This is a genomic window from Luteibacter sp. HAY1-4A (assembly GCF_056755355.1).
This window is the reverse complement of the sequence record NZ_JBNDHZ010000022.1, coordinates 38,713-52,544: the sequence shown is the minus strand read 5'-3', so window position 1 is coordinate 52,544 and position 13,832 is coordinate 38,713. Positions and strand designations below refer to the sequence as shown.

Sequence of the window (13,832 nt, the reverse complement as noted above, 5' to 3'; positions counted from 1 at the left end):
CAGCTGGCAAAGATAGCGCGGGACGTCGCTCAGCGGGCGATACCCATCTCGCGCAGGAACTCCAGCGAATCGGCCAGCACACGAGCCGCCGCCGGGGAGCGCTCCGGCGAAGCGAGCACGTGGGCCGCGTGATCGTAGGCCTGCAACCGCCGGCACGCCGCCGGCGTACCCAGCCATGCGAACGCCTCGCGCATGGCCGCGACCGAAGTAAGCGTGTCGCGGTCGCCTTCACCGCCGTCCCAGACGCCGAAGAACACTGGGCACGTGACATGGCCCAGGTGCTCGGGCCGCATCCATTCGAGGAAGAGCCGGGCGATGGCGCGGTAGCCGTCGGAATGCACCACGGACGACCAGTAGCGTCGCTGGAAGGGCGAGCGTTCGCCGGGAGGCACCACCGGCCCTTGCAGCAGAACGGCCGCACGCAGTTGCTCGGGATCGTGCACACGGATGCCGGGCGACCACGCCACCAGGGCCTCGACGGCTTCCGGACGGCGCGCGGCAAGGTCGAGTGCGAGCGATGCGCCCATCGAGGTGGCGACGAGCACGACGCGCTCTCCCAGGTGCAATCCAATGTCCAGCGCCTCGTCCGCGTTGACGCGCCAACGCTCCGGCGTGATTCCCGCCATGGCATCGGGCAACTCGCTTCCGTGTCCGTCCAGGCGATTGAGGAACAGGTGCGCGGAACAGGCCTCGGCGATCGTGCGATGGGCAGGCGCGCCTTCCGCCTGGCTGGCGGTGAACCCGTGCAGGTAAACGACGGCGCGGGGTTGCCTCGTATGCGGCAGGCCTGTGCCGAAAACGATCCGCGCTTCGTTGTCGGGCTTGAGGCCCGCTACAGTGCGTTCTTTTCGCTCGATGTCCGCCGCGAGATCGTCCAGTGCCGTCACGCGTCGGCCGCCGCGCCAACCTGCTCCCGCTGCACGGTCACGAAGCGATGGACCGATCGGGTGAGGCTTTCCACCTCGGCCATGGCGGCGCGCATGTCGATGCCTGCCTCGACGATCACGGCGATGTCGTCGCAGACGCGACGGGTGCCGGGGACGCCCAGGTTGCCGAGCACGTTGCGCAGCGCATGCACGGCCTCGGACGCGGCGGCAACATCCTGGGAAAGGATGGCGCCACGCAGGTTCTCCAGCTGATTGGCCGCGCTGCGCGCGCACAACTCGACGAACTCGCCGAATTCCTCGCGGCTGCTGAGCGCGCGCATGTCGTCGAGCGGCGACGCGTCCCTTGCCGGCACGGCTTCCACCATCGGCTGCCAGAGCCGCGCGGCATGTTCCAGGCGGCGTTCTTCCGCCACGGCCTCGATCACGTCGAGCAGGCGCTGCGCCGCGATCGGTTTCGTGAGGTAGGCGCGCGCGCCCGCCTTGAACGCGATGCGCACGGCGTCGTGGCTCGAATCGGCGCTGAGCATCACGATAGGCGGCACGCTGCCCGAGCGGCGCGCGGCCTCGATCCGGCCCAGCACATCCCAGCCGGAACTGCCGGGCATGTGCAGGTCCATGAAGATAAGGTCGAACGGCTCGCTGGCCAGGCGCTCAAGGGCTTCGTCACCGTCAGCGCTGAAGACGGTGCGATGGCCGGCACGCTCCAGGATGCGCCCGACGATCTCGCGGTTCGCGGCATTGTCGTCGACCACGAGGCAGCGCTGCGAGGGAACGCGACCGCGATGGTCGTCCAGCAAATCGGCCAACGGCATCTCCGACGCACTGCGCGCACCGGCGGCGGCGCGCGGCAGGGGGAAGCGCCAGCTGAAGACCGAACCGCCGATGGGGTTGTCCGCGACGTCGAGTTGCCCGCGCATCTGTTCCGACACGTTGCGCACGATATACAGGCCCAGCCCCACGCCCTCCTGGCGACGGGTCTCCCCGGTGCTCAGCTGGTGGAAGGGGTCGAAGATGCGCTGCTTGTCGACGTCGGCGATGCCGATCCCGGTGTCGGTCACCGTGCAGACGATGGTGGGATCGCGTCCGGCGCCGCTCTCGACGAGTTCGATGCGAACGTCCACCGAGCCGCCCGGCGGCGTGAACTTCAGGGCATTCGACGCGAGGTTCGACAGCACCTGTTCTATGCGCCCTGGATCGCCGGTGAAGACGCCTTCCACGGATGCGTCGCGTGCGAGGCTGAAAACGATGCGCTTCTCGGCGGCGAACGGACGGCAGACGGCGCCGACCGTCGCCAGCACTTCGTCGAACGCGAACACCTGGTGGCGCAAGGTGAAGCTGCCGCCGGCGAACGACGCCACGTCGAGCACCGCGTTCACACGATGCAGCAGCGCGTTGGCGTTGGTGGAAAGCAGTGCGACCAGGCCGCGCTGGTCGTCGCTCATCACCGACGTATCGATGAGCGAGGCGGCATGGATCACGGTGCCCAGCGGGGTCCGCATCTCATGGCTCATCATGGAAATGAAGCGATGCTGCGCCTCGCGCGAAGCGATGGCTTCCGCGGACACCTCGCGCAAGGCTTCGGTCATCCTGTAGAGCGTCATCGGGAGCACGATCACGAGGCCCAGCGCATAGAGCGCATAGGCGGGCCGGGCGACCCAGTAGCCGTCCGGCGCGACATTCAGCAGGATGAGCACCGAAGCGGCCACGCCCGCTACGAACGCCTTGCGGCTGTAACGTACGCCCAGCGCGACCGAAAGGAACGGCAGCACCGCGGTCAGCGTGATGAGCAGCATGAACGCGGTCTTGAGCAGGATCGCGACCATCACGAAGTTCGCCACGCTGCCGATCGCGTCTATCGCCGTGTTCTGGCGCAGGGAGCCGGCGCGCACGCCGAGCATCCACACCGTGCTGAGCACGAACAGCGCAAGGGCGACGGGGACGGCACGCTGTGCCTCGATGGCCATCTTGTCCGGACCATGCAGCCACGCCGCGGTCCAGACGACGATGAAACCGAGGATCACCGCGCGCATCAGGGCGACGCGGTGTTCGCGGAAGCTCGCCACGATGCGATCGATACGGGGATTGCGCAGCCGCGCGGCGACCTCACCGAGCATCACCGGTTCGGCGCGCCTGCCGCTCCCGTCGTCGATTTTCATTCCGCCTGGTCCGGCTTCCCCAATAGCGGCCTAGTCTAGTAAACCTGCCGCCGGAGGCAAGTGCGACTAAGGTTGGGCTCAGGTCGGGCCGCGGCCGCGCCGTGGCGGCGCCTGCGCGGCGGCTTTTTTCGTGGCGGACTTGCCAGACGGTGTCTTCGCGGCCTTCTTCGCGGGCGCCTTCTTCGCCGCGACCTTCTTTGTGGTGGCCTTCTTCGCGGCCGCCTTTTTCGCTGCTGTCTTCTTCGCGGGCGCGCGCCGGCGCACCGGCGCATCCAGCTCGATCCAGACGGGCGCGTGGTCGCTGGCCTTGGGACGGTCGCGCACCCAGCGGTCCACGTTGGCGTCCTTCAGGCGCCCCGCGAGCACGGGCGCCAGCAGCAGGTGGTCGATGCGCAGGCCACGGTCGCGTGGCCAGTGCTGCCGGAAGTAATCCCAGAACGTATAGATGCGCTCGTCCGGGTGGCATTCGCGCAGCGCATCGGTCCAACCCTGGGCGAGAAGACGGGCGTAGGCGTCCCGGCTCTCCGGCTGCAGGAGAGCGTCGCGGCGCCAGTGCTTCGGGTCGTAGATGTCCTCGTCGGTGGGAACTACGTTGTAGTCCCCGGCAAGTACGACCGGCTGTCCGGTATCGAGCAAGCCCTGTGCATGGCGGAGGAAACGTTCGAACCAGGCGAGCTTGTAGTCGAACTTGGGCCCCGGCCACGGATTGCCGTTGGGGAGGTAGATGCAGCCGACGAGCACCCCGTGGGCCATGGCCTCGAGATAGCGGCTTTGGGTGTCCTTTGCATCGCCAGGCAGGCCGCGGCGGCTTTCGACAGGATCCACGCCCTTCGCGAGGATGGCGACGCCATTCCACGATGCCTGCCCTGCCCAGAGCGCTCCGTAGCCCGCATCGTTGATCGCGCCGATGGGAAAGCCCTGGTCGACGGCCTTCAATTCCTGGAGGCAAACGACGTCGGGTGCCTCGCGTTCCAGCCACTCCAGCAAATTGGGCAGACGGGACCGGATGCCATTGACGTTGTATGTGGCGATCTTCATCGCGCGACTTTCGGGCAGGGCGAGTCGAGGAACGGTGAGGGAACACCCATGCGTTGGCATGGGATTTGCCTCGATCCAAAGACTTTCCCGTTTTTGCGGATTCTTGGCGAAATCGTTCGTGCTCCGCCAACAAATTTTTACGGATGGTTCGCGGATGAAGTTGCACGTTTTCGGCAAGCCTCTGCGCGCTGCTATTTGCCGTAAATACCTGTAGTTAGATAATTTTCTGCTGCATCGCAACAAGCTACGATCGCAGGGTCCTGCCGCATGGATTCCTTCCACTGGCCGCTGGACAAGCTCCCCGGCCTGCTGTAAATCTTTGGTTCATTCCATTTGGATCGAGGCAAATGGATAGCTAGCGACGGAGCGCGGGGAGGGGCATCGAGGGCCCGCAGTCGTCACACCGGGCGGGGGCCCGGGTCGCACTTCCCGCGTGATTCGTCTTTTCGGGGCATCACTTTTCGGGGAAAGCATGAAAAAGCAGTTTCTCTCTCGCAGGAGCGCACTCGCACTGGCGGTCTGTACCTGCCTGAGCGGCGTTTCGAGCGTCTACGCGCAGTCCACCACCGGCGCCATCAACGGCTCCGCTCCGGCTGCGGCCAACGAAACCATCGTGATCGAGAGCGGCACCGGCTTCCGCCGCGAGGTGCAGGTCGACGAGCGCGGCCGCTACGCCGTCTCGCAGCTGCCCCTGGGCACCTATACGGTGACCCTGATGCGCGACGGCGCGGCCGTCGATTCCCGCAAGAACGTGGCCCTGCGCGTCGGCGCCAGCACCGATGTGTCGTTCAACGGCGCACCGGCTACCTCGGCGAACGCGGAGAGCCTGGAAGGGGTGACCGTGACCGGCACCGCGCTTCCGAGCATCGACGTGACCGCCGTCGACTCGCGCACCGTCATCACGTCCGAGCAGCTCTCGAAGATTCCGCTCGGCCGTTCCGCCGAAGAAATCGCCCGCCTCGCGCCAGGCGTGGTCAACAACGGCGGCGGCTTCGTCAGCGATACCGGCCACTCGGTCGCCAGCTTCGGCGGCGCCGCGGCTAACGAGAACGCGTACTACGTCAACGGCTTCAACACCACCGATCCGCTCAATGCGCTCGGCGGCCTGCAGCTTCCGTATGGTGCGATCGACCAGCAGGAGGTGTACACCGGCGGTTACAGCGCGCAGTACGGTCGCTCCGACGGCGGCGTGATCAGCCAGGTGGGCAAGCGCGGTACGAACCAGTGGCACTTCGGCGCCCAGGTGCTCTGGGAGCCGGCCTTCGCGCGCGCATCGGGCCCGAACCTGCATTACGCCAACACGCCGGAATCGGCGCCGGCAGGCGACCTGTACCAGCCGAAGAGCCAGAACGACAAGTGGACCACCACGGTCAGCGCCTATGCCAGCGGTCCGCTCATCAAGGACAAGCTGTTCTTCTTCCTGGGTGGCGAGTTCGAGCGCCAGGGCCTGCGCGAAGTGAACAGCGTGGGCAGCAACACGCCCGCCGACACGAAGACCTACCGTAACCCGCGCTGGTACGGCAAGCTCGACTGGAACATCAACGACAGCAACATCCTCGAGCTGACCAGCGCCGGCGACAAGCGTGAAGGCTCGGGTACGCGGTACAGCTACGACTACGCGAACCTCTCGCGCACCGCCCGCATCGGCGACCTCAACGACACCAAGACCGGTGGCGATCTGTGGGTGGCGAAGTACACCGGCTACATCACGGACAACCTCACCGTGAGCGCCATGTACGGCAAGATGTCGAGCAAGAACTACGACCAGCCGACCGAGTACGATCCGAACCTGATTCGCGTCGACAACCCGGTGCGCCAGAATCCGGCATTGAACGGCGGCACCCCGATCCAGAACACGCAGGTCGGCGACATCAGCTCGCCCGGCCGCGGCAACAAGTCGACCAACTTCCGCTTCGACGTTGCGTACGTGCTGGGCAACCACACGATCTCGGTGGGTATCGACAACGTGCGCTCGCGTGTCGAGGACTTCGGTACGCAGAGTCCGGGTCCTGGCTACGTCTGGGGCTACGGCCATTCCGACGATCCCATGGAAGCCCTCGACAACACACCGGGGCGTAACTTCGTGCCTGCACCGGGCCTGTTCCCGAATGGTGAGCAAGGTTACTGGGTGAGCCGCAACGTGGTGAACAACCTCGTGGACGTGCGCTCCGACCAGAAGGCGCAGTACATCGAGGACAAGTGGCAAGTGAGCGATCGCTGGCTGCTCTCGCTCGGTCTGCGCAACGACCAGTTCACCGACTACAACCAGTTCGGCCAGCCCTTCATCGAGCAGACGCGTCCGCAGTGGGCGCCGCGCCTTGGTGCGTCGTGGGACGTGAACGGCGACGGTACTTTCAAGCTCTACGCCAACGCCGGACGCTATTACCTCGGGCTGCCGCTCAATCCCGCCACGGGCGCGGCTGCCGGTTACACGGCCACGCAGCAGTACTTCACCTACTCGGGTATCGATCCGGTCACCGGCAATCCGACCGGCCTCACCCAGTTCAGCGGCGTGGTCTCGGGTAACAACTCGTACGGCATTCCGCCCGACCCGCGCACGGTTGCCGCGAAGGACCTCAAGTCGGAGAACCAGGACGAGTTCATCGTCGGCTTCGACAAGACCTTCAACGAGAACTGGAATTACGGCGTCAAGCTGACGCAGCGCAAGCTCAACGCGGTCATCGACGACTTCTGCGACCTCGACGTGGTCACCAACAAGGCCACGGCACTGGGCTACACGGTCGGCTCGACGAACAGCTGCTACCTCGTCAACGGCGGCCACTCGAACAAGTTCACCCTGATCGACACCGCGGGCAACCCGTTCGTCGTGCCGCTCAGCCGTGAAGAAATGGGCATGCCGAAGACGAAGCGCCGTTACCTCAGCGCCGAGTTCTACGCCGAGCACCAGTTCGACGGCACGTGGTACGGCAAGTTCGACTACGTGTGGTCGCACTCGTACGGCAACACGGAAGGCCAGGCCCGTACCGACACCCGCCAGTCGGGTGCCGCGGGTAGCGTGGATTGGGATAACCACTGGGTGATGGACTATGCGAACGGTCCGCTCGGCAACGACCACACCCATGTGTTCAAGGCGTACGGCTACTGGCAATTCGCCCCCGAGTGGCAGCTGTCCGGCAACCTCCAGGCGATCTCCGGTGCACCGGAAGTCTGTCTCGGCTATTGGGGTCCGAACCAGGAAGACCCGGCGCACTATGGCAGCTCGTACCACTGGTGCGATGGCCAGCCGTCGCCCCCGGGCGACAAGGGCCGCCTGCCCTGGACCTTCCAGCTCGACCTCGGCGTGACCTATCGGCCGGAGTGGGCGGGTTCGAAGTTGGCGTTCTCCGCGAACGTCTTCAACGTTCTCAACCAGCAGCGTCCGACGTTCCGTTATCCCACCGAGTGGGAATCGCGCGGTACGGCGCATCCGATCTACCGCGTCCCGCTGTACACCCAGGACCCGCGTTACGCCCGCCTGGCAGTCAGCTACGACTTCTAAGGTTGCCTAAAACCAAGCAGATCCCTGTGTGACACTTGCGCCCCTCTACGGAAACCGGCTCCTCCCCAGTCGGTTTCCGTAGACCGGGCGCTCTTTTTTTGGTTCGTCCGCGGCGCTTCTACGAGGGTCAGCGCGCCTCGCCCGAGGCGGCGACCACCATCTCGATGTAGCCGAGGACCTCGGCCAGCGGAAGGTCGAAAATGCCTGCGTCGCCGTTGTCATAGGCCTGGCGCCAGACGTCATAGCCATCGCGCCAGCCCTCGTCGGCATCGGCTTCGCCAGCGAGTTCCAGCAAGCTGGCATCGAGGCTCTCGCGGGACACGGCCGCATGATTCATGGCGGACTGGAGGCCGCCGGGGAGCCGGTGATTGCGCAACTTCACGCCCAGGATCGAGACGTGGAAAACCTCCCCGTCTTCCGGCTCGATATCGACCCGACGGATCGCCACGCGGGACGCTTCCTCGCCCGGGCGGGTGCGATAGGTCCAGGCCTGGCCCACGGCATAGGGGGGCTTGCTCACCGGCGATTCTCCTCGTACCTGCGTTCTGTCGGGACCCGGCATCTTAGTCCAGCCCGGCCCCCGGGCGGCCCGGGCCGAGATGCCTTAAACTTGCGCCCCATGAGCGCGCACCCACGGGTGCGACGCGACGCGCGAGGCAGCGCGGCCCTCAGGGCCGCTTCCCCAGCCAGCCCGAAGGCTATCGCGCATCGCGCGATGGCCCGTCTATTTCGTTTTCGAGGTTCAGCAAACCATGGTGGCATTGGCGACCGAACACGTCATCGACGTGCATCACTGGAACGACAGCCTGTTCAGCTTCCGCACCACGCGCGATCCGGGCTTCCGGTTCGAGAGCGGGCATTTCGTGATGATCGGCCTCGAAGTGGAAGGCCGGCCACTGATGCGCGCATATTCCATCGCCAGCGCCCATTATGAGGAACACCTGGAGTTCTTCAGCATCAAGGTGCAGGACGGTCCGCTCACCTCGCGGTTGCAGCACCTGAAGCCTGGCGACCCTATCATCGTCAGCCGCAAGCCTACCGGCACCCTGGTCCTCAACGATTTGAAGCCGGGCAAGCGCCTCTACCTGCTCGGCACGGGCACGGGGCTGGCGCCATTCCTATCGATCATCCGCGATCCGGACACGTACGAGCGCTTCGACAAGGTGGTGCTGGCGCACGGCGTGCGGCACGTGAACGACCTGGCTTATTCCGACTACATCGAGAACGAGCTGCCGAACCATGAGTACCTGGGCGACCTGGTACGCGAAAAGCTGATCTACTACCCCACGGTTACCCGCGAGCCGTTCCGCAATCGTGGCCGCATCACGGATGCGATCGCCGACGGCGAACTGGCCCGCGCCACCGGTCTTCCGCAGCTGGATCCTGCCGAAGATCGCGTGATGCTCTGCGGCAGCCCTTCGATGCTCGACGACATCTGCGTGCTGCTCGATGGCAAGGGTTTCCAGGCATCGCCGCGCACGCGCGAGCCGGGCGATTACGTCATAGAACGAGCCTTCGTCGAGAAGTAAATCCGGGCCGCCGATCAGCGCCGGATGCGGCCCTGTCCTTCGTTGTCCCAGTAACCGAAGATGCGCCGCGCGATGAGTTTGTACAGACGCTTGCCCGTCGCGCGCCAAAGCCGGGAATGGGCGGCGGGACGGGCCAGCATGGCGAGTTGCCTCTGCGTCAGGCCCTCGGGCACATAGGTGCGCTTGTGCTTCAGGAGGTGACGCAGGTCCTCGCGTGCCAGAAGCCGGAACAGCGGCCCCCGTCTGCCGCGGGTCCACGCGATCTGGAAGTCCACGAGGCCGGGCGTGCCATCTTCGCGCACGAGCCAGTTCGGTTCCTTCGCCAGGTCGTTGTGCACGATACCGTGGCGATGCAGCACCGCCAGCAGGCGTAGCGCGGCACGGTAGTACGCGGGATCCACGGGCTTGCCGATCTGCATCGGCTGCCCCGCTATGTAGCTGCGTTCCAGCACGCGCCCATTCCACGCGAGCAGGCGAGGCACACCGTCCAGGCCGTCGAGACGCGCGAGCGCGCGTGCCTCGCGAGCGGCGGCACGGCGTGCAAAGGCGCGCGCCCACCAGCGGGCGCTGCCGATGTCGCGCCGGATCAGCGTCACGCCATCCCGCTCCACGCGTTCGATACGGCCGAGTTCGTCGGCTTTGAGCAGGGTGATGGATTCCGTGGTCGCGCTATGCACGCTCTTCCTTCATTACGTTGACGCGCCGTGCCCATACCGGCAGCTACGCTAAGGCCCTAAGATGCGAACTTCGCAGGGAGAGAGAACGCACGATGTTGCTGCGACACATCCTGTCGCTGGCCATTGCCACGGCGAGCCTGGCCGCTTGCCGCGACGCCGACCGGCAAGCCGGACACGATTCGCCACCACCCGAGAGGGCAGGTACGGGCAAGGATACCCAATCGGCGAGCGAAGGCCTCTACACGATGGAAGTGAAGCTGCCCGACCTGCCACCAACGGCGCAGCCGCTGCGCGAAGCCGTCGATCATTACGTGGAGCGGCAGAAGCGCGATTTCCTCGCCAGCCTCGATACGCCGGGCGCCCGCGCCCGCGCGCGGGACCTTCCCTGGGACCTTTACCTCGACATCGCGGTGGCCACCCGCTCGGACCGCTTCATCAATGTGCAGGTCGACGGCTCCGCGTTCACCGGGGGCGCGCATCCTGCGCCGATCCTGGACAGCTTCACTTTCGATCTGAAGGAGCGGCGCATCGTGGGCATCGATGACTTTTTCGCCGACCCTCGCGCGGCCGAGAACGCGTTCGCAACGGAGGCGCGGCGCCAGTTGCTCACCGCGCTCGACGACCAGGACGAACCCCTGGCCTCGAGCAGCGAGCAGATCGACCAGGGCACCGAACCCGGCAGGGATCGCTACCGCGTGTTCAGCCTGCTCACCGGGCCGGACGAGAAGGTGCACGGGCTCACCTTCATCTTCCCGCCCTACCAGGTGGCGTCGTACGCCGCGGGCCCGCAGGCCGTCGACGTACCCAGCGAGGCCTTCGCTTCCTACCTGAAACCCGAATTCCGCGAGGCCTTCCGCTGATGGACGCCGCGCTCTATCTCCTCGCCGCGGCACTCGTGGTGGGCGGCGTGGCCGGCGCGATCCTGCCCGTGCTGCCGGGTATCCCCATGATCTTCGGTGGCATCTGGCTGGCGGCCGCGGTGGATCAGTACCGTCACCTCGGCTGGGGCTGGCTGGTGGCAATCGGCATCGTAGGTGCCGTTGGCGTGGCGCTGGATTTCGTCTCGGCGTCGCTGGGCGCCAAACGCATCGGCGCCAGTCCGTGCGCCTTGTGGGGTGCCGGCGCCGGCACGGTGATCGGCATGTTCTTCGGCATACCCGGGCTGATCGTCGGACCGTTCGCCGGCGCCATGGCAGGCGAACTCTGGTCGGGCACCAGCGTCCTGCGCTCGGCTCACGTGGGCGTGGGCACCTGGGTGGGCATGCTCGTGGGCATGCTGGCGAAGGTGGTCATCTCGTTCCTCATGATCGGCATGGCCGGGCTCGCCCTCCTTTTCAGCTGACCGCCATTCGGCACATTGGCGCGCTTCGTCCGCAACGGCTAGTCTCGGCTGACTTCAACGGGGAGACACGCATGTTCCGACGACTCACGCTCGCCGCCGCCGTCACGCTGGCGGTCGGTTGCCTGCACGCCGAACCCGCCACGCAGCCTGCCTGGATCGCCCGCAGTAATGCGGACGCGCAGCCGCTGCTCGACGTCACCGCCCGCTTCAGTCCCGAGTCGGCCACCGATATCGGCCTGAAGGGTTTCGATGAGAAAACCGTCGACCTCGGTCCTGACGTGGACAAGCGCCAGCGCGCGGCCCTGGTCGAAGTGCGCGACACCGTGAAGAAGCGGCTTGCCGAGGAAAAGGATCCGAACGTGAAGCAGGATCTTCAGATTCTGCTCAAGCAGATCGATGGCAGCATCAAGGGCATCGACCTCAACGACAAGTACCTCCTGCCCTGGTTCGACGCGGGGCAGATCGTCTTCAGCGGCGAATTCTCGCTCTTGAACGCCGAAAGCAAGCCTGACCAGAACAAGGCAGCCCTGGGCCGCCTGAAGTGCTACGTCGGCATGACGCCGGGCTGCACGCCGCTGGTCGACCAGGCGAAGGCCCGGACCACCGAAAAACTGGGCAACAAATCGTTGCTGGGGCCCGTCAAGGCCGACGTCGAACAGAAGCTGGGCAATACGCAGCGTTACGTGGACGGCATCCGCAAACTGTTCGCCGAGAAGAAGATCGCCGGCACCGAAGAGGCGATGGCGAAGCTCGACCAGCAACTCAAGGACTACAACGCCTGGGTGAAGAAGACGGTCCTGCCGCGCGCGCGCACGGATTTCCGCCTTCCCGAGCCGCTGTATGCATACAACCTCGAGCAAGTGGGGCTGGACATTTCCCCGCGCGAACTCATCGATCGCGCGGAACTGGAGTTCATGGAAACCACGTACGCCATGCAGATGCTCGCCCCCATCGTGGCGAAGGCGGAAGGCCTTCCCGACGGCGACTATCGCGACGTGCTCAAGGCGCTGAAGAAGAAGCAGCTGGCAAAGGAAAAGGTGGAGCCCACCTATCATGCAGTGATCGGCAAGATCGAGGACATCATCCGCACCCGCCGCATCGTCGAGCTGCCCAAGCGGGAAATGGCCATGCGTCTGGCCTCCGAGGCGGAGAACGCACGCACGCCGGCACCGCACATGGATCCCCCGCCCTTCATCGGCAACACCGGCCAGCGCGGCACCTTCGTGCTCACCACCGGCAACCCGCCGGCCGACGGCGACAAGACGCAGATGTACGATGACTTCACCTTCGAGGCCGCGGCGTGGACGCTCACCGCCCACGAAGGCAGGCCGGGCCACGAGCTGCAGTTCGCGGCGATGGTGGAACAGGGCGTGTCGCTCACGCGCAGCCTGTTCGCCTTCAACAGCGTGAACGTCGAAGGCTGGGCGCTCTATGCCGAAGCGGAAATGCTGCCCTATGAGCCGCCCGCGGGACAGTTCATCGCGCTGCAGTTCCGCCTGTTGCGCGCGGCGCGCGCATTCCTGGATCCGATGCTCAACCTTGGCATGGTCACACGCGAACGCGCGCACGAGATCCTCGTGCACGACGTTGGCCTTTCGGAGCCGATGGCCCGCCAGGAACTGGATCGCTACACCCTGAATTCGCCCGGCCAGGCCACGGCGTACTTCTACGGGTACACGCGCATCCTGCAACTGCGCGCGGAAACCCAGACGCGCCTCGGCGAGAAGTTCGATCGCAAGGCGTTCAACGATTTCCTGATTGCGCAGGGGCTACTGCCGCCGGACCTGCTCGCGGAAGCGGTGCGCACGCGGTTCATTCCGGAGCAGGAAAAGAAATAGAAGGAATCGCCGCTGAAGCGGCTCCCACATACACGCCCGAAGTGGAGTTGTGGGAGCCGGCTATGCCGGCGATCCCGCGGCAGCGGGCCAGCCTGCCGCGAGCACCCGTCGCCGCAGAAGCGGCTCCCACAAAGACGATCGCTCCCACGGGTCACTTGGCCCCGGGAATCACGTAGAGCAGCACCGCCAGGTAATGCAGCACGCTGCCGGCCAGCACGAAGAAGTGCCAGATGGCGTGGTGGTACGGCAGTTTTCGCGCCATGTAGAAGGGCACGCCCGCCGTATAGGCCACGCCCCCGCCGAACAGCAGCGCCAGACCCCCTGCCGGCACATTGTCCCGCAGCGGTTCGATGGCGATCACGGCCACCCAGCCCATCGCCACGTACATGGCCACCGCGGCCTTGCGGTACCGCTTGAGCAGGCCAAGCTCCGCCGCGCTGCCCAGGATTGCCAGGGTCCAGATCGTGCCGAACAGTCCCCAGCCCCAGGCGCCCGGCAAGGCCAACAGCGTGAAGGGTGTATAGGTGCCGGCGATGAGCAGGAAGATGGCGATATGGTCGAGCGTGCGCAGGACGCGCTTCGGCATGTCGCCGGGCACCGAGTGGTAAAGCGTCGACGCGGTGTAGAGCAGGATCAGCGTGGTACCGAAGACGGAACTGGCCACCACCGCGCGAGCGCCACCGTACATGGCCGCGAATGCGACGAGCACGGCCAGGCCGGCGATGCTGAGCACGAGGCCGATGCCGTGGATGACGCTGCTGGCGATTTCCTCGGCGAAGGGATAGCGCGGCTGCGCGCTGTCGAGAACCATGACTGCTCCTTCCTGTGACCCGATCGCCGAGATTAGCCCAAGCGGGCGGTCCCCG

11 protein-coding genes are annotated in these 13,832 nt (G+C 65.9%); 5 read left to right on the top strand and 6 right to left on the bottom strand.

From position 1 onward, the window contains the following. Nucleotides 1–29: 29 nt before the first annotated feature. The 3 genes from ACPYOD_RS09470 to xth form a co-directional block, all read right to left on the bottom strand. Complete coding sequence (locus ACPYOD_RS09470) at nt 30–887, bottom strand: alpha/beta hydrolase (protein WP_481301495.1); 858 nt, start codon at nt 885–887, stop codon at nt 30–32. Further along, entirely contained in the window at nt 884–3,043 is a 2,160-nt protein-coding gene (locus ACPYOD_RS09465) for a hybrid sensor histidine kinase/response regulator (RefSeq protein WP_481301494.1), read from the bottom strand. Before ACPYOD_RS09465 ends, ACPYOD_RS09470 begins: the two co-directional genes overlap by 4 nt. A gap of 78 nt (nt 3,044–3,121) precedes the next feature. Continuing rightward, on the bottom strand, nt 3,122–4,081 hold the full coding sequence (xth, locus tag ACPYOD_RS09460) for an exodeoxyribonuclease III (RefSeq protein WP_481301493.1): 960 nt from the start codon (nt 4,079–4,081) through the stop codon (nt 3,122–3,124). A 472-nt stretch (nt 4,082–4,553) separates the two neighbouring features. On the opposite strand from xth, the gene ACPYOD_RS09455 reads away from it, so the two are divergent. Then, nucleotides 4,554–7,580, top strand: coding sequence for a TonB-dependent receptor (locus ACPYOD_RS09455; protein WP_481301492.1), 3,027 nt, complete (start codon nt 4,554–4,556; stop codon nt 7,578–7,580). Nucleotides 7,581–7,707: 127 nt separating this feature from the next. Here the strand turns inward: ACPYOD_RS09455 and ACPYOD_RS09450 are convergent, their stop codons facing one another. Continuing rightward, nucleotides 7,708–8,100, bottom strand: coding sequence for a hypothetical protein (locus tag ACPYOD_RS09450; RefSeq protein WP_481301491.1), 393 nt, complete (start codon nt 8,098–8,100; stop codon nt 7,708–7,710). 232 nt (nt 8,101–8,332) lie between these two features. Here ACPYOD_RS09450 and ACPYOD_RS09445 point away from each other — a divergent pair, with 232 nt between their 5' ends. Next, nucleotides 8,333–9,109, top strand: coding sequence for a ferredoxin--NADP reductase (locus ACPYOD_RS09445; RefSeq protein WP_481301490.1), 777 nt, complete (start codon nt 8,333–8,335; stop codon nt 9,107–9,109). Nucleotides 9,110–9,123: 14 nt separating this feature from the next. Here the strand turns inward: ACPYOD_RS09445 and ACPYOD_RS09440 are convergent, their stop codons facing one another. Then, on the bottom strand, nt 9,124–9,786 hold the full coding sequence (locus ACPYOD_RS09440; RefSeq protein ID WP_481301489.1) for an RIO1 family regulatory kinase/ATPase domain-containing protein: 663 nt from the start codon (nt 9,784–9,786) through the stop codon (nt 9,124–9,126). Between the two features lie 92 nt (nt 9,787–9,878). On the opposite strand from ACPYOD_RS09440, the gene ACPYOD_RS09435 reads away from it, so the two are divergent. The 3 genes from ACPYOD_RS09435 to ACPYOD_RS09425 all read left to right on the top strand — a co-directional run bounded on the left by ACPYOD_RS09435 (nt 9,879) and on the right by ACPYOD_RS09425 (nt 12,966). Further along, entirely contained in the window at nt 9,879–10,646 is a 768-nt protein-coding gene (locus ACPYOD_RS09435; protein WP_481301488.1) for a DUF3298 and DUF4163 domain-containing protein, read from the top strand. Beyond that, nucleotides 10,646–11,128, top strand: coding sequence for a DUF456 domain-containing protein (locus ACPYOD_RS09430; protein ID WP_481301487.1), 483 nt, complete (start codon nt 10,646–10,648; stop codon nt 11,126–11,128). The genes ACPYOD_RS09435 and ACPYOD_RS09430 overlap by 1 nt, the downstream gene beginning before the upstream one ends. 71 nt (nt 11,129–11,199) lie before the next feature. Beyond that, nucleotides 11,200–12,966 carry a DUF885 domain-containing protein gene (locus ACPYOD_RS09425; RefSeq protein WP_481301486.1) on the top strand — a complete coding sequence of 589 codons (1,767 nt, stop codon included), beginning with the start codon at nt 11,200–11,202 and terminating at the stop codon, nt 12,964–12,966. Between the two features lie 151 nt (nt 12,967–13,117). On the opposite strand, the gene trhA is transcribed toward ACPYOD_RS09425, so the two are convergent. Further along, nucleotides 13,118–13,777, bottom strand: coding sequence for a PAQR family membrane homeostasis protein TrhA (trhA, locus tag ACPYOD_RS09420; protein ID WP_481301485.1), 660 nt, complete (start codon nt 13,775–13,777; stop codon nt 13,118–13,120). Between the last annotated feature and the right edge of the window lie 55 nt (nt 13,778–13,832).

Bases quoted from the DNA above. Each gene is read 5' to 3' on its own strand.
- ACPYOD_RS09465 (WP_481301494.1), bottom strand. From the start codon at position 3,043: ATGAAAATCGACGACGGGAGCGGCAGGCGCGCCGAACCGGTGATGCTC.
- xth (WP_481301493.1), bottom strand. From the start codon at position 4,081: ATGAAGATCGCCACATACAACGTCAATGGCATCCGGTCCCGTCTGCCC.
- ACPYOD_RS09455 (WP_481301492.1), top strand. From the start codon at position 4,554: ATGAAAAAGCAGTTTCTCTCTCGCAGGAGCGCACTCGCACTGGCGGTC.
- ACPYOD_RS09445 (WP_481301490.1), top strand. From the start codon at position 8,333: ATGGTGGCATTGGCGACCGAACACGTCATCGACGTGCATCACTGGAAC.
- ACPYOD_RS09435 (WP_481301488.1), top strand. From the start codon at position 9,879: ATGTTGCTGCGACACATCCTGTCGCTGGCCATTGCCACGGCGAGCCTG.
- ACPYOD_RS09430 (WP_481301487.1), top strand. From the start codon at position 10,646: ATGGACGCCGCGCTCTATCTCCTCGCCGCGGCACTCGTGGTGGGCGGC.
- ACPYOD_RS09425 (WP_481301486.1), top strand. From the start codon at position 11,200: ATGTTCCGACGACTCACGCTCGCCGCCGCCGTCACGCTGGCGGTCGGT.
- trhA (WP_481301485.1), bottom strand. From the start codon at position 13,777: ATGGTTCTCGACAGCGCGCAGCCGCGCTATCCCTTCGCCGAGGAAATC.